This window comes from Streptomyces sp. NPDC016851 (assembly GCF_055562795.1).
The window spans coordinates 209442-234598 of the sequence record NZ_JBVHEP010000001.1 but is presented as its reverse complement, the minus strand read 5'-3'; the positions used below and the strand labels follow the sequence as shown (position 1 = coordinate 234598).

Here is a 25157-nt window from a genome sequence, read left to right as displayed (position 1 = left end):
TCATGCGGAGCGGACCGGCCGGAACCGGTCCGTCGCCGCCAGCACCGCCTCCGTCGTCGCGTCGCCCGACAGCCCGTGCCCCTCCTCGCCGATCAGCACGAGCTGCGCGTCCGGCCACACCTGGGCCAGCCGCCACGCCACGTCCGGAGGGCCGCTGATGTCCATCCGTCCGTGGATCAGCACGCCGGGGATGCCCGCCAGTTTCCCGGCGTCGCGCAGCAGCGCCCCGTCCTCCAGGAAGCCGGCGTGCCGCCAGTAGTGCGTGACGAGACGGGCGAAGCGCAGCCGGAAGCGCGGGTCCTCGAAGCGGGGGTCGGGCCGGTGCCCGGGGTGCGTCGACACGTGCACGTCCTCCCACCGGCACCACTCCCGCGCGGCCCGCTCCCGTACGGCCGGGTCCGGGTCGGCGAGCATCCGGGCGTAGGCGTCCACCAGGTTGCCGTCGCGCTCGCCCTCGGGGACGGTGTCACGGAACCGGGCCCACTCCTCGGGGAAGATCCGCCCCATGTCCCGCGTGACCCATTCGACCTCGCGGTGCGTGGTGTTGGTGACGCTGAAGAGGACCAGCTCGGACACGCGCCCCGGGTGCTGCTCGGCGTAGGCCAGCGCGAGGGTCACGCCCCAGGAGCCGCCGAGGACGAGCCATTCCCCGATGCCGAGGTGCTGCCGGAGCAGCTCGATGTCGGCGATCAGACGGGGCGTCGTGTTGGTGTCGAGCGAGGTCCGCGGATCGGCGGCGTCGGGTGTGCTGCGGCCGCACCCGCGCTGGTCGAAGAGCACGATGCGGTACGCCGCCGGGTCGAACAGCCGACGCCAGAACGGCCCCGCGCCGGAGCCGGGCCCGCCGTGCAGGACGAGGGCGGGCTTGCCGGCCGGGTTCCCGCAGCTCTCCCAGTAGACGCGGTTGCCGTCACCGACGTCGAGCATGCCGTGCTCGTACGGCTCGATGGGGGGATGGAGCTCGGCCATGCGCGACGCACTCTCCTCGGCTCTCGACGGATATGACAGCTACGACAGCATCCCCGTTTCTGGCCGGGCCGTTGCGCGGCTGAGACATGGTGTCGCCTTGCCGACTCGGTGGACTACATACGAGTGCCGACGGCGATCGTCTCGTTGCCCGCGAGCCGCAGTATCGCCCGCAGGATGATCGGCAGGCGGCGTTCGTCGAGGTCCTGCACGGACGCGACGGTGGTGAGCCCGATGCCCACCATCGACAGGACCAGACCGAGGAACGAGCGCTGCTCCTCGTCGAGGCCGAGCGTGTGCTGCCACCCCGACAGCCCTTCGAAGTGAGCCGTCGGGCCGTGCTCGGTGTCGACGATCAGGGCGTGCCGTACGGCGGTCACCTCCAGGATCGTCCGCTCCTCGACCAGTGCCTGGACGGCCGCCCGTTCGAGGGGCGACGTCGCAGTACGCACCAGCTGCTCGCACAGCTCTCGAAACCCGGCGTCGTCGGCGTCGTCATCAGCGTCGGGCATCGTGGTGCCGCCGGTGGTCACGCCAGAACCCCCACAGGGCGTCGGCGGCGACCCCGGGCCCGGGCTTCCCGGTACTCGTCGTACAGCCGATCGTGGATCTCGCAGGGGAGCCCGAGGTTCGCGCCCTCCTCGTCCATCGCCCGGCAGGTCGGACACGTCAGGCAGTGGTCCGCCAGGCGCACGAACGCGCTCTGCTCGGGCGTCTCGGCCACCCCCGCGCTGACGATCTCGTAGTGCTCGCACAGGGCGACCAGGACGCGGGCGAGCCCGCGGGCGTACATCACGCTGCCGCTCAGCCGGGCACAGCTCGGTTCGGGAACGCGGAGCTTGCGGCGGGCCTCTCCGGCACAGGTCAGGGCGCCGTGGCGGGTCGGGCTGTTCACCGGCAGCCGCCCGGCCGCCTGCTCGACCTCGGGCACCAGCAGTTCGAGGTGACCGCGCAGTTGGGCGATGAGTGTGTCCAGCTCCTCGTCGACGGGCGGGAGGGCGTCCGGCCCGGAGTCGGGGCCCAGAAGCCGCGCGGTCCGAAGCATGGCCACGAGGTCTGGCGGGTCCGTGGCAACCGTCGTCAGTGTCATAGCGCTCATGGTGTCGACGCTCGTCGCAGTGGGGGCCGCACCTCCAGGCCTGTGCACATATGTGCAGCCGTCTCACTCTCTCGACTGATGTCCGCTATGACATCTTGACTGGCGGCCCGGTCGGGGTCGGCGTGTTGCACAGTCCTGCACATCACAGAGACGGAGGCAGCCGTGCCGCTACTGTTCATCGGCATCGACCCGAACACCGGAGATCACGAGTCACCTACCGTCTGGGTGGACGGGGAGAGGCAGGAACTCGTCTTTCAGGGGTGGAAGCCGTCGCCTGAACTCGAAGCGGAGGTAGCCGCGTTCGAAGTGCCGGGCCACGCGGTCGGCATTCCCGAGAACGAGGCCGTGGTCCGTATCCCCGCCAGGATGGTTCCGATGATCAGGGAGGCGTGCGATGTCGCCGAGCGTGCCGCCGCCCGCTTTCACTGACCTGCTCGCCGGTGCCACCCGTTCCGCCGTCCACCTCGAGATGCGGGACACGTACGCCGTCGACTACGAGTCCGGACCGTTCGCCGAGTGGCGCCGCGGATACCGGCACGATCCCGCCGACCGGGCCTCCTGGTGGCGGCCCTGGCTCAGCCTGGTCGAGGAGACGGTCGCACGCGGCGTCGTGATCAGACGAGCTCGGATCGTGTCGGAACCGGTCAGCGAATACACCCGGTTCCTGCACAGCTTCACCTTCACGAACGTCGTCGCAGGTGAACTCGTACGCTGGCTTCCTCGGCGCCAGGCATCCGAACTCGCGCTACCCGGCAATGACTTCTGGCTGTTCGACGACCGCACGATCTACTGGAACCACTTCACCGGCGACGGCGTTTCCGCCGGCGGGGAAGTGTCCGAAGATCCGGCGGCCGTAAAGCTGTGCGCCAGGGCTTTCGATGCCGTATGGTCGCGCGCCGTCCCGCACGACCAGTACGAGATCCACTGACCCAGCACGCACCGGACAGGCCAGCTCATGCCCATCTCACCCTCGTCGTCCGCCCAGGCTGCGCGCGAGGTAGTTGCCCAGCGGCTGCGCGACCTGCGCAAGACCGCAGGTCTGACGGTCACTGAGCTGGCCGTTCGGTGCGAGTGGCATCACGCCAAGACCTCTCGGATCGAGAACGCGCGCACGGCGCCCACCGCCACCGACATCCGCAAGTGGTGCACGGCCTGCGGCGCCGTCGACCAAGCTGAGGGCCTTATCGGCCAGTCTCTCCACGCCGAGTCCATGTACACGGAATGGCGGACCCAAGTGCGTGCCGGGCTCAAGGCTTTGCAGGGCAGCGAGCCCCGTCTCTTCCGGGACACCGAGTTGTTCCGGGTCTACTCCTCGACGCTGGTGCCGGGGCTCCTCCAGACCGAGGGTTACGCCGCGGGGGTCCTCGGGATCAGCTCACGTTTCCGGGATGTCCCGGTTGACGACAGTGCCGAAGCCGCACGTGCCCGCGTCGAGCGCTCTCGCGTGATCCACGAGCCGGGGCACCGTTTCGTGTTCGTCGTCGAAGAGGGCGCCCTACGGCACCGGATCTGCGGTGCCGACGAGATGGCTGCCCAACTGGGATACCTGCTCACTGCGGGAGCCTTGCCCCAGGTATCCCTGGGCATCATCCCCATGTCCGCGCCCGACCGGGCCCAGTGGCCACGCGAGACTTTCCACGTCTACGACGACCGGCTGGTGTCCGTCGAACTCGTCTCGGCCAGAGTGAAAATCACCCAGCCCTCCGAGATCGCCCTGTACCTTCGCGCATTCGAACAGCTCCGTGGTGACGCCGTGTACGGAGCGGAGGCCCGAGCGTTGATCGTTCGGGCCATCGACGCCCTGCATTGATACGGCGACGCCAGTCAGCGGGAATGCGCGCAACCCGATGGCGCTCGGCATCAAGATCAGGAAGGCTCGCGCGCATGGTCTCTGTTGTGCAGAACGTGGCGATTGACTGTGCGGATGCCTACGAGCTCGCTCGGTTCTGGAGCAGTGCGACCGGGCGCCCGCTGCATCCGGAGGACCGGCCGGGCGCCCGGGAGACTCAGGTGCTGCTGGCGGAGGGTCCGGTGCTGTACTTCAACCAGGTGCCCGAGGCCAAGACGGTCAAGAACCGGATCCATCTGTGCTTGCGCCCTGAGACCTCGCGCGACCAGGAGGTGGGCCGGCTGCTGGGTCTCGGTGCCACCTTCGTCGCGGATCACCGCAATCCCGACGGTTCGGACTGGGTGATCCTCGCTGATCCCGAAGGCAACGAATTCTGCGTTCTGCGCAGTGAGTCCGACCGGGCCGCCGCGCATTCCGAGGTCAGCCGTACAACGCCACCCGCGGCTCCACCGTCCCCCCAGCCTTCGGATTCAGCACAGTCACCCGGTACCGCTCCCTGAGCGTCTCCCCCGCCCTCAACGTCTGCCGCGCCCCCACGAGATCCGTGAACAGCGTCCCCGTCTGGCTGCCCAGCGGCACGGGCACCCAGCAGCCGTGTCCCGTGCGCCGCTCCACCTTGACGTCCGACGGTGACAGGTACGGCCCGGTGTCCGGGAACGTCAGCAGGAGTTGGGGGGCGACGGTCGTGGGCTTCGGCGTGGTGTTGCGGTAGGTGAGCGTGACCTCCTGGCTTCCCTCGGGCCGGAGGGGGCTCGTGGGCTGGGTCACGAAGTCGGTGGGTATGGCGGGGTCCTGTGTCTGGGAGGCCGCCGCGGGGGCCGTCGGCGCGGCCGCGAGGGCCGGGCCCGCCGTGGTCAGGCCGGTGATCGCGACAGCGGCGGCGAGGAGGGCGACTTTGAGACGACTGTTTTTCGACAACGACACGTGGGGTGGTCCTTCGAGTGGGGGAGGGTTTTGCTCGGGTGAACCAGGCGCCCGGATGGCGGACTTGGCCAGGCGTGGCCTCAGACTACGCAGTCAAGCGTAGGCAGCGGCCCCCCGCCCCGCGGATCGGCCGAGCGGCCGAGGCGGCCGGTGTCGGATGCGCGTACCCTCCACCGTTCCGGAAGTGAACGGCATCGCAACTACCGCCGGGTAGTGGGGAGATCACGTGGAAGACGGGCCACAAGAGTGATCGTCGTTCCCTTCCCTCTCCAGTTGAGCTAGAAACTTCAACGACCCAGCCGCACCACAGGGTGCTCCACGGCACACGCGCCGCGCCCGAGGGGAATCACCACAGTGACCGAGCAAGCTCATGGACCGAGACGGTCCGGCACCCGCGCGGGCAGACGCTTCCCGCGTCTGAGGATCGCCCTCGCCGCCGCCGTCTCCTTCGCCGTCGCCGGAACCGCCGCCCAGGCGATTGCCACCCAGCCCGAGGGCGGCGACGGGCAGCCGACTGTGCCGTCCCTGTCCTGGTCCGACTGCCAGGGCGGCTTCGAATGCGCCAACGCCGACGTGCCGTTGGACTACCGCGACCCGCAGGGCAAGACCATCACCCTCGCGGTCATCCGCAAGAAGGCCCCGGACCAGGCCAAGAAGAAGGGCACGCTCTTCCTCCAGCCCGGCGGGCCCGGCAACTCCGGCGTGGACTTCGTACGCGGCAACTACGCCGGCCTGCCCGCCGCCCTGCGCGACTCCTTCGACGTCTTCGGATACGACGTACGCGGCGTCGCGCGCAGTTCGGCGGTCACCTGCTGGGACGACCCGACGTACACGCAGGCCGTCACCGCCGCCAAGGGCGCCCCCGGCCCGGACGCCTACGAGTCCGCCGTCCGCCAGGGCGCCGCGTTCGACCAGGCCTGCAAGGACAACGCGGGCGAGCTGGCGCCGTACGTGGGCACCGGGTACGTCGCCCGTGACATCGATCTGCTGCGTCAGGCTCTGGGGGAGGAGCAACTGACGTACTACGGGAGGTCGTTCGGGAGTTACATCGGGACCGTCTACGCCGCGATGTTCCCCGAGCGGGTGCGCGCCCTCGTCCTCGACGGCGGGTACGACCCCGAGCACTACGCGAACCAGCCGTACGCCTACGACCGGCCCCAGTACCTGGCTCTGGACGGCGCGATGAGCCGCTTCCTGGACTGGTGCAAGGCGGACCAGGAGACGTGCGGGTTCGGGGACGGCGACCCCCGGGCCGCGTTCGAGAAGCTCAAGGCCGACCTCGACGCCAACCCCGTACCGACCGCGAACGGCGGTCAGGCGAACGGCTACACCGTCGTCTACCGCCTCATGTTCAACATCAACGAGGGCAAGGTCATCTGGCCCTCACTCGGCCAGGCCCTGCGCAAGGCCCAGCAGCGCGACACCACCTCGTTCCTGCTCCGGCCGCCGTCCCCGGCCAGCTTCGACTTCCTCAACCCGAACGTCGTGGTCGAGTGCGTCGACAAGGACTACCCGCGCAGCCCGGCCCTGCTGAAGCGGCAGGTCACCACCAACGCCAAGCTGGCCCCGCTGCTCGGCCCGGCCATGGCGTTCGGCCCGCCGCTCTACGACCACCAGCACGCCACCACGTGCGCCCAGTGGACCGGCGAGAAGCCCAGCCGCTACGACGGTTCCTTCCGGGCGAAGGGCTCCGCGCCGATCCTCGTGCTCGGCACGACCGGTGACCCGGACACCCCGTACCGGGACGCGGTGGCCCTGTCCCGCACGCTCGACAACGGCCGGCTGCTGACCTTCGAGGCCGAGGGCCACACCGCCTTCGGGCGCAGCGCCTGCGCGACGGACGCCGTCACCGGATACCTGGCGGACCTGAAGGTCCCGGCGCGCGGTACGACCTGCGCGGACGAGACCCAGCCGCCGTCCGCGACACCGAAGGTGGCCCCTCCGGGCACGACCCTCGGCGAGCTCCGCAACGGTGTGAACGACCGTCTGGACCGCCTCGGCTCCCTGCGCTGACCGACCGCAGAACCCCACCACGGCACCCCGGTGCCGGGCCTCACCGGGCCCGGACCCGGGGTGTGCGCGTTTCCTGTGCCGCCCGACCCTTGACCCCCTCTTGCGCGGGCACGTAGAACTGCACTCGCAGAAACCGGTTACTACCACTTACCGCAAGGGAAGGTCCCCACGATGAGAGCCTCTGGAGACCGGGAAGAGCCCGCCGCGGACAGAACGGCCGGCCGCCGGGTGCCCGCCTCCCGCCGGGTCGTGCTCAAGGGCGCGGCCGTCACCGCCGGGCTGGCCGCGGCCGGGATCGCCACGGCCCGGCCCGCCTGGGCCGAGGACGTCCAGCCGGGCCGCCCGGAGAGCGTCACCGCCCGGATGGGCGGCACCGCAGTCACCCTGTCCCTGGTGGACGGCGCCCTGCGCTGGTCCGCCCGCCGCAACGGCCGCACGGTGATCGACTCCTCGGCCCTGGGCCTCAGGCTCGGCGACGGCACCGTCCTCGGCTCCGACGTCCGGGTGGTCCGGGAGCGGTACGGCACCCACCGCACCACCTGGACCCCGGTCTACGGCCGCAACGCGACCGTCACCGACCACTACCAGGAACAGCGCTGGGACCTGGAGGACCGCACCTCGGGCACCCGCTTCGGCGTCCAGGTCCGCGCGTACCGGACCGGCGTCGCCCTGCGCTACCTCCTCCTCGGCGAGGGCACCGCCACCGTCGCCGACGAGCTGACCACGTTCGTCTTCCCCGACGGCACCACCGTCTACAGCGCCCGCGACGAGAACGCCTACGAGCCGGTCGCGCCGGGCTCCATCCCCGTCACCGGCACATCCACCACGGACAACGGCCCGCTCACCGACCTCCCGCTCACCGCCACCCTCACCGGCGGGCTCATCGCCTGCGTCTGCGAGTCCGCGCGCCTCGACTACCCCCGGCTGATGCTGGGTTCGGTCGCCGGTGAGCCGAACACCCTCTCCGCCTTCCTGATGGAGCACACCGCCCGCGGCACCGGCCCCGTGGAGACGGCCTCCACCGTCACCACGCCCTTCGCCACGCCCTGGCGCGCGGTGGTGATCGGGGCCACCCACGCCGAACTCGTCGACAACGCCGAGCTGGTGCTCAACCTGGTGCCGCCGAACGCCCTGACCGACACCTCCTGGATCAAGCCCGGCAAGGTCTTCCGCTGCGAGCTCTCGACCGCCGCCGGCCTGGCGGGCGTCGACTTCGCCGTGGCCCGGGGCCTTGAGTACATCGAGTACGACGCCGGCTGGTACGGCCCGGAGTTCACCACCCCGGACGCCACGAAGCCGATCGCCGCGATCGACCTGCCCTCGGTCATCGCGTACGCCACGAGCAAGGGCATCGGCGTCTTCCTCTACGTCAACCGGCTCGCGCTGACCGACGCCGACTCCCTCTTCGGCCTCTACAAGGGCTGGGGCGTGCGGGGCATCAAGCTCGGCTTCATCAACGACGGCACGCAGACGATGACCAACCAGATCACCGACTGGGCGAAGACGGCCGCCAAGTACCGGCTGCTGATCGACATGCACGACGACGTCCGGCCGTTCGGCTACGAGCGGACGTACCCGAACTGGATCAGCCTGGAAGGCGTGCGCGGCAACGAGCAGTTCCCGACCGCCACCCACAACGTGACGCTGCCGTTCGCCCGCAACATCGGCGGCCCGATGGACTACACGATCTGCTACGGCCAGTCCCGCGACAAGACGACCAACGCCCACCAGATGGCGATGGCGGCCGTCTACTACCAGCCCCTCAACTTCCTCTTCTGGTACGACAAGCCGTCCAAGTACGGCAACCCGGCGAACTGGCCCGGCCTGCCGTGGTTCAACGCCGTCCCGGTGACCTGGGACGAGAGCCGCACCCTGGCCGGCGCGATCGGCGAGTACATCGCGGTCGCCCGCCGCAGCGGCGCCACCTGGTACCTGGGCGCGATGACGAACGAGTCGTCCAGGACGCTGTCCCTGCCCCTGTCCTTCCTCGGCAGCGGCACCTACACGGCGACGGTCTACGCCGACGGCACCCCGGGCTCCAGCCCGTTCCGGACCCCGGTCGTGGTCGGCACCCGGACCGTCACCGCCGCCGACACGCTCGACGTGGCCATGGCCCCGGCGGGCGGCCAGGCGGTCGTCCTGGCCCCGAGCTGATCCGGGAGAAGGTGGGGTTTTCCCCAGTGCCGCCGTCCACCGGCCGGTGGACGGCAGGTTCAACCGAGTACCTCTGTCCGGCAACTGCCCAGCTCAGCCAGGCTTTTGGGCATGAACTCATTAACTGTGCGGGTGGCGCGCTGGAGTGCGCGGCACCCCTGGCGGGCGATCGCCGGCTGGCTGGTGTTCGTGGCCCTGTGTCTGGGGGCCGGCAGTGCCGTCGGCACGAACAGTGCGACGACGGCGGACTACCGGGTCGGCGAGGCCGGCCGTGCCGAGGCCCTGGCGGCCGAGGCGCATCTGGAGCGCAGGGCCACCGAGCAGGTGCTGATCTCCTCCCGCTCGGGCGGTGCTCTCGACGAGGGCGCCGCCCGGGCCGCCGCGCACGATCTGACCGACCGGATGCGGCGGCTGCCCGACGTGGCGGGCGTGGCCGGCCCGCTGCTGTCCGAGGACAGACGGACCCTGATGGTCGAGGTGGCGCTGAAGGGCGAGGAGCGGGACGCCAAGGACAAGGTCGACGCGCTCGTGGCGCAGACCTCGGCGGTGCAGAAGAGCCACCCCGGGCTGCTGCTGGAGGAGACCGGAAGTCCCTCCGTCAGCAAGGGAGTCGACCAGCAGCGCAGTGACGACCTGGCCCTGTCCGAGGCGATCACCCTGCCGGTCACCCTGCTCACGCTGCTGGTGGTGTTCGGGTCGGTGACCATGGCCGGGGTGCCGCTGCTGCTGGCGCTGTCGTCGATCGCGGCGGCGGTCGGGCTCTCCATGGTCGTCTCGCACGTGTCGCCCGACGCCGGGGTCGGCACGAACGTCATCCTGATGATCGGCCTCGCGGTCGGCGTCGACTACACGCTCTTCTACCTCAAGCGGGAGCGGGAGGAACGGGCCCGCTCCGGCGGGCGGCTCTCCTCCGAGGCGCTGGTGGAGCTGGCCGCCGCGACCTCGGGCCGGGCGGTCGTCGTCTCCGGGTTGGCCGTGGTCGCCTCCACGGCGACGCTGTACCTGGCCTCCGACGTGATCTTCTCCTCCCTCGCCACCGGCACCATCGTGGTCGTCCTGGTCGCGGTGGCCAGTTCGCTGACGGCCCTGCCCGCGCTGCTCGTCAAGCTCGGGCGGCGGGCGGAACGCCGGGCACAGCGGCGGGCCGAGCGCGGCAAGCCCGTACGCCGGGTGCGCGGCGGGACCAGCGGCGGCCGGGTGTGGAGTGCTCTCCTGCGGCCCGCGGCCCGGCACCCCCTCGCCACCCTGTGCGTCTCGGTCCTCGCGCTCCTCGCCCTCGTCGTCCCGCTGGCCGGACTGAAGCTCACCGAGATGAGCCGGGACACGCACTCCCGCGACATCCCCGCGATGCAGGTCTACGACCGGCTCAACGAGGCGTTCCCGGAGCGTCGGGTGACCCACCAGGTCGTCGTGCGTGCCGACGCCTCACGGTCGGGGGAGGTCTCCGACGCGCTGCGCGAGGTGGCCGGGCGGGCCGAGGCCGACCCGCTGTTCAGCGGCGCCTCGCGCGTCCGCGCCTCCGCCGACGACCGCACCCACACCCTCGAACTGAAGGTGCCGCACCTCGGCAACTCGGACGAGGCGTACGACTCCCTGGACCGGCTGCGGGACGGCTTCCTGCCCGCGACCGTCGGCCGGATCACCGGTGCCGAGTACGGCGTGTCCGGGGACGTCGCCCGCTACGCCGACTATCCCGCCCACCAGAACGGCAAACTGCCCCTGGTGCTGGGCGCGTTGCTGCTGGTGACGTTCGCGATGACCGTGTACGCCTTCCGTTCGGTGGTGCTCGGGCTGCTCGGCGTCGCCCTGAACCTGCTGTCCGCGGCGGCGGCGCTCGGGCTGCTCGTGCTGGTCTTCCAGGGGACGTGGGCCGAGGGGCTGCTGGACTTCGAGTCCACCGGGTCGATCGGGTCGCGCGTGCCGCTGTTCCTCTTCGTGATCCTGTTCGGTCTGTCGATGGACTACCAGGTGTTCGTCGTGAGCCGCATCCGCGAGGCGGCGCTCGCGGGCGTGCCCACGCGGCAGGCCGTGCTGGACGGGATCCGCTCCTCGGCGAGCGTGGTGACCAGCGCGGCGGCGGTGATGACGACCGTGTTCACGAGCTTCGTCTTCCTGCACATCATCGAGATGAAGCAGATGGGCTTCGTCCTGGCGGCGGCCGTGCTGATCGACGCGTTCGTGGTCCGGGTCATGGTGCTGCCGGCGGCGATGCTGCTGCTGGGCGAGGCGAGTTGGTGGCCCTCGCGCCCGGGACGGCGGGCGGCGGCCGCCCCGGAGAAAAGGTCTCCCTCCCGTCCGGCGGTCGACGTACGTTGATCGGCATGACCGCTCTCGCCGGGGCCGCCCCCGACGCCCTCTGGGCCACGTCACTGCGCCGCTGGAACACGGTGTGCTGGCTGCTGTTCGCCGTGATGGCCGCCGGGCTCGTCGCCATCGACCGGCCCGGCGAGAGCAAGTACGTGGCACTGGCCCTGCTGGGCGGGGTGGTGCTGTCGTACGCGGTCCTGGACCGCTTCCCGGCCAATCCGGTCGTACGGCCGCACGTCTATCTGTCGGTGCTGGTGGTCGCGCTCGGCGGGCTGGCGTATCTGCGGAGCAACTACGGGGCGCTGTTCATGGTGACGCTGCCGCACTACTGGATGTTCGGGCGGACACCGAAGGCCTCGATGACGTTCCTGGGGCTCGCCGCGGCCGCCACGCTGGCCGCGGCCCTGCTGCGGCAGGACGGCTGGACCGTGGAGTTCTTCACCGAGACGCTCGTGTCCACGGTGCTCGTCGTCGCCGTGGGGGCGCTGATCGGACTGTGGGCCCATTCGGTGGTCGGGCAGAGCGCCGAGCGGGCGCGACTGATCACCGAACTGGAGCAGGCGCAGGCCGAGTTGTCCGAAGCGCACCAGCGGCAGGGCGCGGCGGACGAGCGGGAGCGGATGGCACGCGAGATCCACGACACCCTCGCGCAGGGCTTCGCCTCGATCATCGTGCTGGCCGAGGCGGCCCGGGCCGGACTCGACTCCGAACCGGCGCGCAGCGCCCAGCAGTTGCGGTCGATCGAGTCGACGGCCCGGGAGAACCTCGCCGAGGCCCGGGAGCTGGTCGGCTCGCCCCGGCGCCCCGGGCAGGCGGCCGCCGGTTCGGTGGCGCAGACCCTGCGCCGGACCCTGGACCGTTTCGCGGAGGACACCGGCCTCGCCGTCGACGCCGACCTGGAGGACCTGGAGTGCGACCAGCAGACCCGGATCGCGCTGCTGCGCTGCACCCAGGAGTCCCTGGCCAACGTGCGCAAGCACGCCCGCGCCTCCACGGTCGGGGTGGTGCTGGCCCGGCAGCCGTACGGCGTGGAGCTCGAGATCACCGACGACGGGACCGGGTTCGTGGTGGAGTCGTCGTCGGGCTTCGGCCTGGACGGCATGCGCAAACGGCTGGCGGAGCTGGGCGGGAGACTGACGGTGACGAGTTCGCTGGGCGACGGGACGCGGGTGCTGGCGCTGATACCGCCGACCGCCTCCGAGAACGGGGCGACGGCATGACGGACAGCCCTCTGCGCATCATCGTCGTGGACGACCACACCGTCATGCGGGCCGGAGTGGTGGCCCTCCTGGCCTCCGAGACCGGCATCGAGATCGTCGGCGAGGCCGGCGACGGCCGCGCGGCCCTCGCCCTCGTCGAGCGCCACGAGCCCGATGTCGCCCTGGTCGACCTGCGGATGCCGGTCCTGGACGGCGTGGACACCACGACCGAGATCGTGACGCGCTTCCCCCGCACCCGGGTCCTGATCCTGACGACGTACGACACGGACGCGGAGATCGAGCGCGCGGTGGAGGCCGGGGCGATCGGCTACCTCCTCAAGGACACCACCCGTGAGCAACTGGCCGACGCGATCCACGCGGCGGCACGCGGAGAGACGGTGCTCGCGCCCCGGGTCGCCGAACGCCTGGTCGCCCGCATGCGCCAGCCCGCCCAGATCCCGCTCACCGCCCGGGAGGCGGACGTCCTGAACGCGGTCGCCGACGGCCTCACCAACGCCGAGATCGGCCGCCGCCTCGTCATCGCCGAGGCCACGGTGAAGACCCATCTGCTCCGCCTGTTCGCCAAGCTCGACGTCAACGACCGCACGAGGGCGGTGGTGGTGGCGATGGAACGGGGCCTGCTGCACCGGCCTTGAGCCGTTGAGCCGTTGAGCCGTCATGACCCGATGTCCACCACGCGGGCCCAGGCCGGAGGTGAGTCGGGGACGTACTCGGGGTTCGTCTCGTCGTAGGCATGACTCTGGTAGCGGCGCGGGAACAGGCCGATCACCGTCCGGCACGGGGGGCGGGTGCCCGGCCAGCGGGTCTGGCCGTCGGTCAGGGCCACGATGACGTCCGGGGCGGGGCGGGAGCGCAGGGCCCGGGTGAAGCCCGCGCGCAGGTCCGTGCCGCCGCCGCCCGTCAGCGGGATGCCCTCGGCCCGGCACAGCGTGTGCACGAACCGGGCCGACGCGTCGCACGGCACCACCGTGACCAGGTCGCGCCGGCCGCCCACGGCCCGGGAGATCGCCGCCACCTCCAGGAGCGCGCTGCCCAGTTCGGCGTCGCTGACCGACCCGGACGTGTCGATGATGACGGACACCCGGGGCGGCCTGCGTCTGATGCTCGGCAGCACGGCCCCGGGCACGCTCGCCGAGCGGCGCGCCGGACGGCCGTAGGTGTAGTCCTCGCCCGCGCCGGGCCCGGACGCCGCCGAGCGGACCGCCGCGCCCAGCAGCTCCCGCCACGGCTGGGGCGGGTGGAAGGCCTCGTCGGCCCAGCGCCGCCAGCCCTTCGGGGCGCTGCCGGGACGGCCCGTGATGCCCTGCGCCACCCGGAAACGGACGCCGTCCCGCTCCTGCTCGCTCAGGCCGTGCGCTCCGTCCGGGCCGAGCTCCCACTCCCGGTCCAGGCCGTCGGCACCACTGCCGCAGTCCAGCCAGGCCAGATCGCTCATCCGCGGGCCGAGGCGGAACTGCCTCAGGTAGTCCTCCATCAACTGCCCCTCGGCCAGCCCCAGCGTCTCCGGACGGACGGCGTCCTCCGGGCGGGCCAGGCCCTCGCCGTACACGTCGTCGTTGATCTCCAGGTCCGCGGCGATGTTCATCCGCAGCCGCTCCGCCGCGCCGCTCAGCCCGCGTTCCCGCGCGACCCGGTCGCCGCGCCCGTGATGGTCGCGCAGCAGGTGCGACACCTCGTGCACCCACACACCGGCCAGCTCCTCGACGGGCGTACGGTCCACGAACGCCGGCGAGACGTAGCACCGCCAGTACCGGTCGACGCCCATGGTCGGGACCCGCCGTGACTCGACGACGTGCAGGGCGAACAGGGCCGTCGCGAGGTAGGGGCGGACCCGGGCGGCGTGCAGACGGGCGGCGAAGAGTTTGGCGCGGTCGAGGGTGCCCGGGGTGCCGGAGGCTTCGGCCCCTGCGGGCGTGTCCGGCTCCTGCCCGGTCATCGGCCCGCCCGTGCCGCGGCCGACGGCTTCGTCCGGGCCGCCGCGTCGTCCGCCCGGCGGGACAGGGACACCACCCCGGCGAGGCTCTCGATCGTCGCCGGTACGTCCCAGTCCTCCCGGCGCAGCGCGGCGAGCGTCGTCGCGGGGACGACCACCACGTCCGGCGGTCCGCTCTCCACCGCCCTGACCAGCAGCGCCCACGCCGCGTCCCAGCGGGACTTCTCCGGGCGGGCGCGGACCGCGGCGACCACACCGTCCAGCGCGGCCTGGCGCAGATCCCCCCGCTCGGGCAGCACCGCACCGGCCGGGTCGGCCAGCAGCGTCTCGGGGTCCGGGAGGTCCATCCGGTCGATGCTCGCCAGCAGTTCCAGGCCCGGCCCGTCCCCGACGGTGCCGCGCACCAGCAGGGAGAGGACGTCCCGGGAGGAACCAGCGGCGGTCGCGAAGGCGATGAGATGCAGCGTCATCTCCCAGCTGCGGGGCGACGGCCAGGGCCCGCCCCGGCGGGTCTCTCCGCTGGGCAGCCGGTGCACGAGCCCGGGGCGTGCGGAGAGCAGCCCGCACACGGCACGCCGGGCGAAGGCCACGGCCTCCGGCAGCTTCCCGGGGTCGAGCCGGGGCAGGGTCGCCCGGGGCCAGGTGCCGCCGAGGCCGCGTACGACGACCTCGGTGTCGTGGGCCCACTGGAGGTGGACGAAGCGGTTGGCGAGCGGCGGGCTCAGTTCCCAGCCGTCGGCGGCCGAGGAACGCGGGTTGGCCGCGGCCACGATCCGCACGCCGGGCGGCAGCCGCAGCGCGCCGATCCGCCGCTCCAGCACGAGCCGGAGCAGGGCGGCCTGGACGGCGGGCGGCGCGGTGGAGAGTTCGTCGAGGAAGAGCAGTCCGCGGCCGGCCCGCACCAGTCGTACGGCCCAGTCCGGCGGGGCCATCGGAACGCCCTGTTCGGCGGGGTCGTCGCCGACGATGGGCAGCCCCGAGAAGTCGGACGGCTCGTGCACGCTGGCGATCACCGTGGTCAGCGGCAGGTCCAGGGCCGTGGCGAGCTGGGTGAGGGCCGCCGTCTTGCCGATGCCCGGCTCACCCCACAGCAGCACGGGCAGGTCCGCGGCCACGGCCAGGGTCAGGGCCTCCAGTTGGGTGTCGGGGCGGGGTTCGGTGGTGGTGTCGCGCAGCAGGGACAACAGGTCACCGGCGGTGTCGAGTTGGGTGGCGGTGCCGGGCGTGGGCGCGATGCGTGAGGGCATGTGTGATCACCTGTGGGTCTAGGAGGGGCTGAAAGCTTTCGGGGGAGGGAGGAAGGGGGAAGGGGGAGGGAGAGAGGCAGGGCGAGGTCACATGTGGCGTGGGCGCGGACCGTGGTCACGGGAACGGCGGCGGTCCCAGGGGCGCAGGCTGCCGGGCGAGGGCCCGTCCAGGCCCGTCCGGAACAGTCCGTAGGCGATACGCCGCCGCGCCGCCGTCTCCAGCGCGTCCCGCAGCGGGCCGTTGCGCAGCACCGCCTCGGGACCCAGCAGGCCCTCCACGACGGCCAGCGCACCGGTGACGTCGCCGTGGTCGAGGCGTTCGCGGACGCCGGTGAGGCAGTCGGGGCGGCGGTGTGCGTCGTCGATGGCCCGCAGGCAGGGCAGCGGGGGGCCGCCGAGGGCGACCAGCAGCTCCTCGCGCCGGATCTCGGCCGGGTCGTGGTCCAGCGCGGCGAGCACACCGTCGACCAGGCCGATCCGGTGCCGGGCGCCCCGGCACTCCACCAGCCGTGGATCACCGGCCCGTTGCTGCTGCCGGGACGTGCCGGCCGGTACCCGCTCCACCCTCAGCGCGGAGGCGACCAGCGGATGCAGCCGTCCGGCGTCGATCACCCCGGCCCGCAGCAGTGCCAGGTCGGGCAGCACCCAGGTCGCGGCATCGGGCAGGACGGGCAGCGAGGAGTCGCCCCGGCGCCCGTACGCCACCACGGCACCGTCGGACACGTCCAGCACGAGCCGCGTGCGCGCCGCGAGCCGCACACAGACCCTGCTGCTCGAACGCCCTTCGGCACGCAGCAGGATCGCCGCCTCGGCGGCCCAGCGGTCGACGGCACAGTGGTGCCCCGGCGGCAGCAGCCCGGCCGGTTCCGTAGTGATGGCCGTATCCACAGCCGTACCCCCGGCCATGGCCGAAGGGTCGTCACCGGGCGGCCGTTCGGCCCCGCACCGCACCCCCAGTTCACCGGCCCGGCGTGCGTCCCACAGATGGCGGTGCAGGTCGAGGCGGAACCGCCGGTTCGGACGGGGATGCGGATGACGGCGGTCGGCCGCCTCCGCGCGGGAGGCGTCCCACAGCGCGAGGCTGATCCGCTGACCGGCGTCCGCCCAGGCCGGCGGCGTCCGCACCACCAGGTGCAGCGGACGGGCGCCGTCCCGTCCGGCCGTGTCGTACCGGGCCAGGGTGACGGTCAGCCCGGGCCGCAGCAGCCCGTCGGGCGCGATCCTCGGCAGGTGCCAGCGCAGCAGGTCGGGGGCCAGGTGACGAAGGTCCTCCCGGAGCCGGGCGGCGAGTTCCCGGCCGTGGACCCGGGCCACGGCACGCGGCTGGAGGTCGACGTCGACGCCCGCGGCGGCGCACGCACCCGCCCAGTCCCCGGCACGGCGCCGGGCCGTCGCGGTCTCGATCATGGAGGGCGGCACGGCGAACTCGCGCACGCGCGGCCAGAAGGAAAGCGGCCCGTGGGAAGACGGCCCGTGGGCAGGCGGCCCGTGGGAAAGCGGGAAGTCCCCGTTCGCGATGTCGGTGAGCATCAGCACTCACCTGGCGCGGACGGGACCCCCAATCTGTCAACAGAGTGAGTCGTCATCGCCGGGATGCTATCGCCGCCGACTCCCTCGCGCAGCCGATTATTTCGCGGCTCGGACCACGCGCGGGTGAGGCCACACACGATCCGGGCTTTGCCATCTCTTTACAACCCGCCCCCCGCCCGCCTCGTCTCTCCGCTCGACCCGTCACGCACCCCGCCCCCACCGGGCGGGACCGACGAAGGAGAGCGTTCCCATGCGCCGAACCGTCCTCACCGCCCTGGCCCTCGCGGGCACCGCCGTACTCCTGGGCACCGGCCCCGCGTTCGCGAGCGAAGCGACGACCCCGAGCCCGGTCCCGACGGCCGCCGCGCCCACCCCCGTGCCGGCGGAGAGCGCCGAACCGACGGCCGCCCCCGCCGAGCCGACCCGCGGCGAGACCGGCGCCCGCCCGGCGGAGAGCGCCACGCCGGCTCCCGCACCGGCCGATGGCGACGACCAGGTCTCCGTCGTGCCGAGCGGCGCGCCCGACACCGGTGTGACTGAGGCGTCCTCGGACTCCGGCGTCGGCGGCACGGCGGTCGGTGCGGGCGCCGCCGCGATGCTCGCCCTGGGCGGCGGGACGTTCGTCGTCGTGCGGCGTCGCCGGGCGACCGGGGCATGACCGCGTTCTCCAGGCGCGCGTTCACCACGGCGGCGCTGGCGTCCCTGCTCACGGCCTGCGCGGGCCAAGGGCCCGAGGGGACGGCGCCGGACTCCGGGACCACCGCACCACAGCCGCGGTCCCCGCACCGGACCGTCCCGGCCGACCAGGCGCGCCCCCTGGCCCGTTCGGTCCCGGTCCGGCTGCTGGTCCCGGCCATCGGTGTCGACACCCCTGTCATCCGGCTGGGCCTGGCCCCGGACGGCACGGTGCGGGTGCCGCCGGTGACGGCGGACGACCGGGCGGGCTGGTACCGGCACTCGCCGACACCGGGCCGGACCGGCCCGTCGGTGATCCTCGGGCACGTCTCGGTCGGCAGGTACGGCGACGGCGTCTTCCACCGCCTCACCGAACTGCGCCGCGGCGACCGGATCGTGGCGCGCCTGGAGAACGGCACGGCGGCGGAGTTCGCCGTCACGGAGGTACGGACCGTCCCCAGAACCCGCTTCCCGGTGGACGACGTCTACGGGAACGTGGACCGCCCGGAGCTGCGGCTGATCACGTGCGGCGGAGCGCGCACCGGCGACGGATACGCGGACAACGTGATCGTGTTCGCCGCGCTGAGCGGCACCGAGACCCACACCCCTGGAGAGCGTTGAAACGGTCCCGTGAGAAGGCCGCGTCCGAGCTGTTCGCCGCCCTCTACCCGCGCCTGGCCGGCTGGTGCCGCCGGCTCGTCGACGACGACGAGACGGCGCACGAGATCGCCTCGGAGGCGTTCACCCGGCTCTGGGCCCGCTGGACGAAGGTGGAGGAGCCCCGCGGTTTCCTCTACGTCACCGCGGCCAACCTCGTGCGGGACCACTGGCGCAAACTGGAGCGCGAGCGCAGGGCCATGCACCGCGTCACCTCGGAAGCCGCCGTACGGCCCCACCCCGAGCAGGACGACCCGTCGGTGCGCCTGCTCGTGCAGTCGCTCCCGGAACGACTCCGCGTGCCGATCCTCCTCCACTACTACGCTGACATGCCGATCCGGGAGGTGTCCGTACTGACCGGGCGCAAGGAAGGAACCGTCAAGGCCGACCTGCACGCGGCCCGGGAACTGCTCCGCGTCCACCTGAGGAGAAGCCTTGACCACACGCCTTGACGACGATCCGGACGACCGGGAGTCCGGCTTCGACGACCCGCTCGCCGTGATCCTGCGGCCCTCCTCCCCCGACTACCTGGGCGCGCCCCCCGGCCAGTACGAGGTGGTCCGCCGCAGGGCGACCCGTCGGCGGGTGCTGCGCGTCGCGGCCGGGGCGGGCCTGTGCTGCGCGGCGGCGGCCCTCATCGCCTTTCCCCTGCGCTTCACGGCCTCGGAGCCCGCCCGCTCCCCGACGGTCCCGATGGCGCCCCCCGCGAGCACGGCACCGGCTCCCTCTCCCCCGGCGTCGACGCCGTCGCCTCACCCTTCGTCGGCGCCTCCGTCCGAGGCCCCGGCCCCGGCCACGTCCCACCCCGGCGCCCCCGGCGACGCCGCCCGCCCGACGGCCGAGCCCCGCACCACGTCATCGACACCGACCCCGGCCCGGCCGGTCCCCTCGGCGACTCCCCCGGACACGGATCAGAGGTCGGCCACCAGCAGCCGGTAGCCCACGTCCACGCTGTCGAGCGCGAGCAGCCCGGCGTGCCGGGTGTGCCAGCGGCCGCTCGTCAGGTCGTCCGAGAGCCGGGCCAGGCCGGGCGCGATGACGTCCTCGCCGGTCTGGGCGAACAGGGAGATCCCCGCCCGCACCCGCGGGTCGAGGTAGGCGTGGGGGTGGCGCCAGTACGCGGCGGCGAACCCGTCGGTGCAGTCGTGGGGCACGGGGACCGTCTCCTGACGTGCGCCGCCGAGCAGGTCGGCCAGCCGGGCGGCGGGGACGGCACGGGTGTCGTCGAACGCGGCCGCCTCGGGGAGGTACTCCCGCACCAGCCAGAACCGTTCCCGGAAGACCTCCTGATCCCAGGTCAGGACGACGACACGGCGGCGGGCCACCCGGCACAGCTCCCTGATCCCGGCCTCGAGGTCGGACCAGTGGTGGACGGTCAGCACCGCCATCACGGCGTCGACGGCGCCGTCCCGCAGCGGCAGGTGTTCCGCGACGGCCCGCACGCCGGGTGCGGCTCCCGGTGGCCGCTGGTCGAGCATGACCCGGCTGGGTTCGACCGCGAGGACCGTCTGTGGTGGTTCGTACGAGCCGGTGCCCGCTCCGACGTTCAGGACGTTCGTGACGCCGTCGCCGAGCGCGGCACGGATGCGCGCGGCGATCCGCGGGTCGGGCCGCCGTGTCCGGGAGTAGGCCGTGCCGAGCGTGTCATAGGTCGCCATACGCGTCAGCCTGCCCGGCGCCGTGCCCTTGGCGTCGCACCCTTTCCGCCACTTCGCCCTTCTCGGTCTCCCACCAGGGGCGCACGAGTTCGGGAGCCGGTCCGCCCCCGGACTCCGGGGCGGCCGGGGTGAGTTCGCCGTCCAGCCTGCGGTCCAGTGCCGCCGACTGGGCACGCTCGGCGCGGGACCACTGGGCGAGGATCGTCAGCAGGAAGGGCAGGGCGGCCAGTTCGGCGATGCCCAGCATGGCGCCGCCGCCGACCTGCTGGTCGTGGTGGACGTCGGGGGACCAGGGCGGCGCGTGGTGCAGGTACCAGGCGCCCGCGATCAGGGTGCCGTGCGTCATGACGACCAGCCCGGGCAGGGCGTCGACGATGCCGTCCAGGAAGACCAGGGCCGCCCGGACGGGGTGGGCGCACCAGGCGGGCAGGGCCTGTTCGCGGGTGAGCACCGGCAGGACGAACAGGCAGCCGGCCGCCAGCAGATGGAGATACATCAGCTCGTGCAGCCAGCCGACGCGCAGCGCGGTCGCGAAGTACGGCGTGAAGTAGACGGTCAGTTCCGTGGCCAGTACCAGGACCGTGCTGACCAGGGGGAACGTCAGTGTCCTGACCAGCCGGCCGGTCATGGCCCGCCGCACCCGGTCCGCACCGCCCTCCGGCAGCGCCTCGACCGCGAGCCGCAGCGGGTCGCCGAGGGCGAGGCCCAGCGGCGCGAGCAGATCGAGGGCGACGTTCTGCACGGCGGCGGGCCAGAACAGTTCACGGTCGTAGACGGCCAGCCCGGACATCGTGGCCACGACGATCGTGCCCAGCCCGAACAGGACGAACGCGGCGAGGCGCGCGAGCGACCAGGAGCCGCCCCGGCCGCGGACGCGCGCGACACCGAGGCCGTAGAGCGCGCCCAGGAGGACGACCAGCAGCAGCGCGGGCACGTCCAGCCGCCAGGAGCCCAGCAGCCGCCCGGCGGTCAGCTCCGGCAGGTACACGGCCGACAGTTCGCTCACGGGCGGACGGTAGCCGTCGAAAGTAAGGGGACGGGCGGTCGGGAGTTCATGAATATGAATTAGAATCATGTACACGTCTATTGACGCGTTCACGGCAGGCTTCTACGTTCCCAGAAAGCGCTTACTCCAGCCAGTCCCCTGCGTCCGCTCTCACCCTCTGGAGACGAAGATGCACCTGAGACCAGTGATCGCGTCCGTCGGCCTCCTGGCCGGCAGCCTCGTCGCACTGTCCGGGAACACGGCACAGGCGGCGACCGTCCGGTACGAGGCCGAGACGTCGCCGGCCGTCTGCGCCGGCGCCATCGAAGCGAACTGGGCCGGATACTCCGGCAGCGGCTTCTGCAACGGCGACAACGCAACGGGCGGCTACGCCCAGTTCACGGTGACCGCGTCCACCGCCGGCACGGCGACCCTGAAGGTCCGCTTCGCCAACGGCACGGCCTCCGCACGCGCCGCGAACGTCGTGGTCAACGGCACGACGGCCACCACCGCGTCCTTCGAGGGCACCGGCGCCTGGAACACCTGGGCCACCAAGACGCTCACCGTGCCGCTGCGGTCGGGCAGCAACACCGTCCGGCTCGCCCCGACCACCTCCGCCGGCCTGCCCAACATCGACTACGCCGACGTCGAGACGAGCGGCGGCGACCCGCAGCCCACCGGCCCGGTCCTGTACGTGTCCCCGGGCGGCACGGACGGCGCGGCCGGTACGGAGTCGAACCCGACGACCCTCACCTCGGCGATCAGCCGCATCTCCGCGGGCGGGACGATCTACCTGCGCGGCGGCACGTACCGCTACTCCCAGACCGTCACCATCCCGGCGGGCAGGAACGGCACGTCCGGCGACCGCACGGAACTGTTCGCCTACCCGGGCGAGACGCCCGTGCTGAACTTCTCCGCCCAGAGCGAGGACCCGGCCAACCGCGGTCTCGCCGTCAACGCGTCGTACTGGCACGTCAAGGGCGTCGTCGTCGAACGGGCCGGTGACAACGGCATCTTCCTCAGCGGCAGCAACAACGTCATCGAGCGCACGGTGACCCGCTTCAACCGAGACTCGGGGCTCCAGCTCTCGCGGGCGCTGTCCAGCACGCCCAAGGACCAGTGGCCGTCCAACAACCTGATCCTGAGCGCGGAGTCGCACGACAACGTCGACTCCGACGGCGAGGACGCCGACGGCTTCGCCCCGAAGCTCACCGTCGGCCCCGGGAACGTCTTCCGCTACACCGTCGCCCACAACAACATCGACGACGGCTACGACCTCTACACCAAGACGGACACCGGCCCCATCGGCGCCGTGACCATCGAGGACTCCCTCGCCTACGACAACGGCACCCTCAGCGACGGCTCCCAGGCCGGCAACGGCGACCGCAACGGCTACAAGCTCGGCGGCGACGACATCGGCGTCAGCCACATCGTCCGGCGCAGCATCGCCTACCAGAACGGCAAGCACGGCTTCACCTACAACAGCAACACCGGCGCCATGCAGATCTCGGACAACGTGAGCGTCGGCAACGAGCAGCGCAACTTCAACTTCGACTCGGGCAGCACGTCGGTGTTCCGGAACAACACCTCGTGCGACAGCGGGTCGAACGACCGGATCATCGGAAGCTCCGACAGCTCGAACCAGTTCTGGTCCGGCTCGAACGGCTCCCGCTGCTCCTCCTACGCCGGGGCCCTGCGCTGGTCGTTCGGCTCGGACGGACGGCTCGTCGTGACGTTCGGCGGCAGCCGGTAGCCTGGCCGTATGGCATGCACCGGCATTCCGCACTGCTTCCTCTGACACCGCGGTGAGGACGGCGACGTGAGGCGATCACGTCGCCGTCCTCGGCGTGCCCGCCGTAAGCGGGCGCCGACGACTCTCCGTCCACCGCCTGTATCCAGCTCGGCCGAGGCCTCTTGTCCCGCCGAGCCGTCGAGGAGCATCCATGCCGACCACCCCTGCGGGAACCGGCCGACACCGCCCGTCCGACCGGCTGCTGACCGTCCTGACCTGCCCCCTGTGCGACTCGGGCCTGGAACGCGCCGACGGCGCGCTGCGGTGCCCGGGCCGGCACACCTTCGACATCGCCCGCCACGGCTACGTCAGTCTGCTGACCGGCCACCGGCGGGCCGCGAGCGCCGACTCCGCCGACATGGTCAGGTGCCGCGGCGCGTTCCTCGGGGCCGGGCACTACGACCCGCTCGCCCGTACCCTCGCGCGGCTCGCCACCGAACTCGCCCCGCCCGACGCCGTCGTGCTGGACGCCGGGGCGGGCACCGGGCACTACCTCGCGTCGGTGCTGGACGCGCTCCCCGGGGCCATGGGGCTCGGGCTGGACAGCTCGGCGCACGCCCTGCGCGCCGCGGCCCGCGCCCACGCCCGCGCCGAGGCCGTCGGCTGGGACGTCTGGCAGCCGTGGCCGGTCCGCTCCGGCAGCGCCCACCTCGTACTCAACGTGTTCGCCCCCCGCAACGGGCCGGAGTTCCACCGTGTCCTGCGGCCGGACGGCGCCCTGCTCGTCGTCACGCCCAGCGACCGGCATCTGCGCGAACTGCGCCGCTCCGTTGGGCTGCTGGCCGTCGACCCCAGGAAAGAGGAGCGCCTGCGCCGGACTCTGGAGGACCGCTTCCGGCACGAGCGCGCCGAGCCGTTGGAGTACGCCATGAGCCTCGGCGCCGAGGACGTCGCCGGTCTGGTGACGATGAGTCCGTCCGCGCATCACGTCCGGGAGGCGGAACTGCGGCACCAGATAGGGGAGTTGGCGGTGCCGGTGCGGGTCACCGCCTCGTTCGTGGTGTCGGTGTACCGGCCCCGGGAAGCCCCCTAGGGGCCGCTCAGGCGGCGGGGCGTGCGGCTTCGTCCAGGCGCTGCTGCTGTGCCGTGGTGAGCGTGCGGATCATCAGGGCCGCGGTCCCGGCCGCCGCCACGATCACCGCGTCGGCGGCGAGCAGGGGCAGGACGTCGGTGTAGGCGCGGGCGATGACCTCGTCCGTGGAGTCGGAGTAGAGGAGGCCCATGCCACCGGCCAGACCGGCCAGCCACAGGCCCCACCACCAGTTCACGACGGCCGGCAGCGGCCGGTCGGGGAAGACGGACCGGTGGGCGTCCGCGACGATGCCCCGGGGTATCCACAGGTTCACCACGGGGACGATCCAGCCCAGGAGGAGCCAGAGGGACGCGTACCGCGGTTCCGCGCCCGACAGGACGCGGGCGTTGTCCCGCACGCGGTCCAGCCAGGACAGGAACACGAGTGCGCAGACCACCGTGACGGCGGCGCCCACGGAGCTGACCAAGTGGTAGGAGTCCTCCAGGGCGGTCAGCGGGCGGTGGGTGCCGCCGCCCTGGTCCGGCGGGCCGGAGGCCGGCTGCCCGGTCAGGGCGAGCCGGATGTGCCAGACCGCCCGGGCCACCCAGGCCAGCGCGGCGAGGCCTAGCGCGGCGACGGCACAGCGGGCCGCGCCACGGACCGGGCGCAGGGCGGGGGCGGGGCCCGGGGTGGGGCCGGGGGTCTTGTCGGTGACGGGTGGTTCTTGATCGCTCACCGGGTCATCCTGTCGTACCGCTCACCCGTTCGTGTTACCGAGCCCCACGGCCCGGCCCTGCTCGTCCCACCGCACCTCCAGGACGTGGTCGACGGCGTCCCGGTCGAGGGGGCCGTACACGTGCGGGAAGAGGGTGCCCTCGTCGACCCCGGGTGGCGGGGCGGGGTCCGCCGCCTCCCACTCCACCCGTGCGGTGAGGCGGGTCTCGTCGAGGGCGAGCACCAGCAGGGGCCGGGGCGCGTCCCGGTAGAAGGCGTTGACGACGGCGAGCGTGGTCGGCTCGTCCGGTGAGCAGTGCACGAAGCCCTCCTCGGCGAGGGAGGCGGGTGCGTAGGGCCCGTCGGGGGCGGCCTGCCAGTCGGTGCGCGGTACGGAGTGGTAGATCATGGCCCCGTTATAG

General features: G+C 72.5%; 25 protein-coding genes and 1 pseudogene. 15 read left to right on the top strand and 11 right to left on the bottom strand.

From position 1 onward, the window contains the following. The 3 genes from pip to ACZ3I3_RS01035 form a co-directional block, all read right to left on the bottom strand. A complete protein-coding gene (gene pip / locus ACZ3I3_RS01045) occupies positions 1 to 969 on the bottom strand; it encodes a prolyl aminopeptidase (protein WP_467361505.1) in 969 nt (322 codons plus the stop codon). A gap of 113 nt (positions 970 to 1082) precedes the next feature. Next, positions 1083 to 1499, bottom strand: coding sequence for a hypothetical protein (locus ACZ3I3_RS01040; RefSeq protein WP_467361503.1), 417 nt, complete (start codon positions 1497 to 1499; stop codon positions 1083 to 1085). Then, positions 1496 to 2065: a DUF6415 family natural product biosynthesis protein gene (locus ACZ3I3_RS01035; RefSeq protein WP_467361501.1), complete on the bottom strand. Its 570-nt coding sequence runs from the start codon at positions 2063 to 2065 to the stop codon at positions 1496 to 1498. Before ACZ3I3_RS01035 ends, ACZ3I3_RS01040 begins: the two co-directional genes overlap by 4 nt. Positions 2066 to 2227: 162 nt before the next feature. Between ACZ3I3_RS01035 and ACZ3I3_RS01030 the strand changes: the two genes are divergently transcribed. From ACZ3I3_RS01030 to ACZ3I3_RS01015, 4 genes and pseudogenes are all read left to right on the top strand, one after another. Beyond that, positions 2228 to 2494, top strand: a complete 267-nt coding sequence (locus tag ACZ3I3_RS01030) for a hypothetical protein (protein WP_467361499.1) — start codon at positions 2228 to 2230, stop codon at positions 2492 to 2494. Beyond that, on the top strand, positions 2460 to 2993 hold the full coding sequence (locus ACZ3I3_RS01025; RefSeq protein ID WP_467361498.1) for a DUF6879 family protein: 534 nt from the start codon (positions 2460 to 2462) through the stop codon (positions 2991 to 2993). Before ACZ3I3_RS01030 ends, ACZ3I3_RS01025 begins: the two co-directional genes overlap by 35 nt. Positions 2994 to 3020: 27 nt before the next feature. Continuing rightward, positions 3021 to 3875, top strand: a complete 855-nt coding sequence (locus ACZ3I3_RS01020; protein WP_467361496.1) for a helix-turn-helix domain-containing protein — start codon at positions 3021 to 3023, stop codon at positions 3873 to 3875. Positions 3876 to 3949: 74 nt separating this feature from the next. Beyond that, positions 3950 to 4330 (top strand): annotated as a pseudogene (locus ACZ3I3_RS01015) (VOC family protein); the annotation flags it as partial. A gap of 4 nt (positions 4331 to 4334) precedes the next feature. Here ACZ3I3_RS01015 and ACZ3I3_RS01010 read toward each other — a convergent pair. Beyond that, positions 4335 to 4838 (bottom strand): signal peptide protein, encoded by a 504-nt coding sequence (locus ACZ3I3_RS01010; protein ID WP_467361494.1) that lies wholly within the window; start codon positions 4836 to 4838, stop codon positions 4335 to 4337. A gap of 354 nt (positions 4839 to 5192) precedes the next feature. On the opposite strand from ACZ3I3_RS01010, the gene ACZ3I3_RS01005 reads away from it, so the two are divergent. The 5 genes from ACZ3I3_RS01005 (at position 5193) to ACZ3I3_RS00985 (ending at position 13167) form a co-directional block, all read left to right on the top strand. Continuing rightward, entirely contained in the window at positions 5193 to 6851 is a 1659-nt protein-coding gene (locus ACZ3I3_RS01005) for an alpha/beta hydrolase (RefSeq protein WP_467361493.1), read from the top strand. A gap of 171 nt (positions 6852 to 7022) precedes the next feature. Further along, positions 7023 to 9005: a glycoside hydrolase family 97 protein gene (locus ACZ3I3_RS01000; protein ID WP_467361491.1), complete on the top strand. Its 1983-nt coding sequence runs from the start codon at positions 7023 to 7025 to the stop codon at positions 9003 to 9005. Between the two features lie 111 nt (positions 9006 to 9116). Then, complete coding sequence (locus tag ACZ3I3_RS00995) at positions 9117 to 11321, top strand: MMPL family transporter (RefSeq protein ID WP_467361489.1); 2205 nt, start codon at positions 9117 to 9119, stop codon at positions 11319 to 11321. Between the two features lie 5 nt (positions 11322 to 11326). Further along, the gene (locus tag ACZ3I3_RS00990) at positions 11327 to 12532 is read left to right on the top strand and encodes a sensor histidine kinase (protein WP_467361487.1); all 1206 of its coding nucleotides are present in this window, start codon (positions 11327 to 11329) and stop codon (positions 12530 to 12532) included. Next, positions 12529 to 13167 carry a response regulator transcription factor gene (locus ACZ3I3_RS00985; protein WP_356922252.1) on the top strand — a complete coding sequence of 213 codons (639 nt, stop codon included), beginning with the start codon at positions 12529 to 12531 and terminating at the stop codon, positions 13165 to 13167. The genes ACZ3I3_RS00990 and ACZ3I3_RS00985 overlap by 4 nt, the downstream gene beginning before the upstream one ends. Before the next feature lie 20 nt (positions 13168 to 13187). Here the strand turns inward: ACZ3I3_RS00985 and ACZ3I3_RS00980 are convergent, their stop codons facing one another. The 3 genes from ACZ3I3_RS00980 to ACZ3I3_RS00970 form a co-directional block, all read right to left on the bottom strand. Continuing rightward, on the bottom strand, positions 13188 to 14468 hold the full coding sequence (locus ACZ3I3_RS00980) for a vWA domain-containing protein (RefSeq protein ID WP_467361486.1): 1281 nt from the start codon (positions 14466 to 14468) through the stop codon (positions 13188 to 13190). Beyond that, on the bottom strand, positions 14465 to 15712 hold the full coding sequence (locus ACZ3I3_RS00975; protein ID WP_467361484.1) for an AAA family ATPase: 1248 nt from the start codon (positions 15710 to 15712) through the stop codon (positions 14465 to 14467). Before ACZ3I3_RS00975 ends, ACZ3I3_RS00980 begins: the two co-directional genes overlap by 4 nt. 87 nt (positions 15713 to 15799) lie before the next feature. Beyond that, positions 15800 to 17242: a hypothetical protein gene (locus ACZ3I3_RS00970; RefSeq protein WP_467361483.1), complete on the bottom strand. Its 1443-nt coding sequence runs from the start codon at positions 17240 to 17242 to the stop codon at positions 15800 to 15802. A 250-nt stretch (positions 17243 to 17492) separates the two neighbouring features. On the opposite strand from ACZ3I3_RS00970, the gene ACZ3I3_RS00965 reads away from it, so the two are divergent. Genes ACZ3I3_RS00965 through ACZ3I3_RS00950 form a run of 4 tightly spaced genes read left to right on the top strand, consistent with a single transcriptional unit; the run spans position 17493 to position 19513 of the window. Continuing rightward, positions 17493 to 17900, top strand: a complete 408-nt coding sequence (locus ACZ3I3_RS00965; protein WP_467361481.1) for a sortase-dependent protein — start codon at positions 17493 to 17495, stop codon at positions 17898 to 17900. Beyond that, entirely contained in the window at positions 17897 to 18538 is a 642-nt protein-coding gene (locus ACZ3I3_RS00960; protein ID WP_467361480.1) for a class F sortase, read from the top strand. Before ACZ3I3_RS00965 ends, ACZ3I3_RS00960 begins: the two co-directional genes overlap by 4 nt. Further along, the gene (locus ACZ3I3_RS00955; protein ID WP_467361479.1) at positions 18535 to 19026 is read left to right on the top strand and encodes an RNA polymerase sigma factor; all 492 of its coding nucleotides are present in this window, start codon (positions 18535 to 18537) and stop codon (positions 19024 to 19026) included. The genes ACZ3I3_RS00960 and ACZ3I3_RS00955 overlap by 4 nt, the downstream gene beginning before the upstream one ends. Beyond that, positions 19010 to 19513 (top strand): hypothetical protein, encoded by a 504-nt coding sequence (locus ACZ3I3_RS00950; RefSeq protein ID WP_467361477.1) that lies wholly within the window; start codon positions 19010 to 19012, stop codon positions 19511 to 19513. Before ACZ3I3_RS00955 ends, ACZ3I3_RS00950 begins: the two co-directional genes overlap by 17 nt. Here ACZ3I3_RS00950 and ACZ3I3_RS00945 read toward each other — a convergent pair. Next, positions 19486 to 20232: a class I SAM-dependent methyltransferase gene (locus ACZ3I3_RS00945; RefSeq protein ID WP_467361475.1), complete on the bottom strand. Its 747-nt coding sequence runs from the start codon at positions 20230 to 20232 to the stop codon at positions 19486 to 19488. The genes ACZ3I3_RS00950 and ACZ3I3_RS00945 overlap by 28 nt on opposite strands. After that, a complete protein-coding gene (locus tag ACZ3I3_RS00940; protein ID WP_467361473.1) occupies positions 20219 to 21238 on the bottom strand; it encodes a cytochrome c oxidase assembly protein in 1020 nt (339 codons plus the stop codon). The genes ACZ3I3_RS00945 and ACZ3I3_RS00940 overlap by 14 nt, the downstream gene beginning before the upstream one ends. 169 nt (positions 21239 to 21407) lie before the next feature. On the opposite strand from ACZ3I3_RS00940, the gene ACZ3I3_RS00935 reads away from it, so the two are divergent. Both ACZ3I3_RS00935 and ACZ3I3_RS00930 read left to right on the top strand, forming a co-directional pair. Continuing rightward, entirely contained in the window at positions 21408 to 22970 is a 1563-nt protein-coding gene (locus tag ACZ3I3_RS00935) for a carbohydrate-binding protein (RefSeq protein ID WP_467361472.1), read from the top strand. 190 nt (positions 22971 to 23160) lie between these two features. Then, positions 23161 to 24042, top strand: a complete 882-nt coding sequence (locus ACZ3I3_RS00930) for a putative RNA methyltransferase (protein ID WP_467361470.1) — start codon at positions 23161 to 23163, stop codon at positions 24040 to 24042. A gap of 7 nt (positions 24043 to 24049) precedes the next feature. Here the strand turns inward: ACZ3I3_RS00930 and ACZ3I3_RS00925 are convergent, their stop codons facing one another. Continuing rightward, positions 24050 to 24757: a DUF4328 domain-containing protein gene (locus ACZ3I3_RS00925; RefSeq protein WP_467361469.1), complete on the bottom strand. Its 708-nt coding sequence runs from the start codon at positions 24755 to 24757 to the stop codon at positions 24050 to 24052. Between the two features lie 21 nt (positions 24758 to 24778). After that, positions 24779 to 25144 (bottom strand): DUF952 domain-containing protein, encoded by a 366-nt coding sequence (locus ACZ3I3_RS00920; protein ID WP_467361468.1) that lies wholly within the window; start codon positions 25142 to 25144, stop codon positions 24779 to 24781. Between the last annotated feature and the right edge of the window lie 13 nt (positions 25145 to 25157).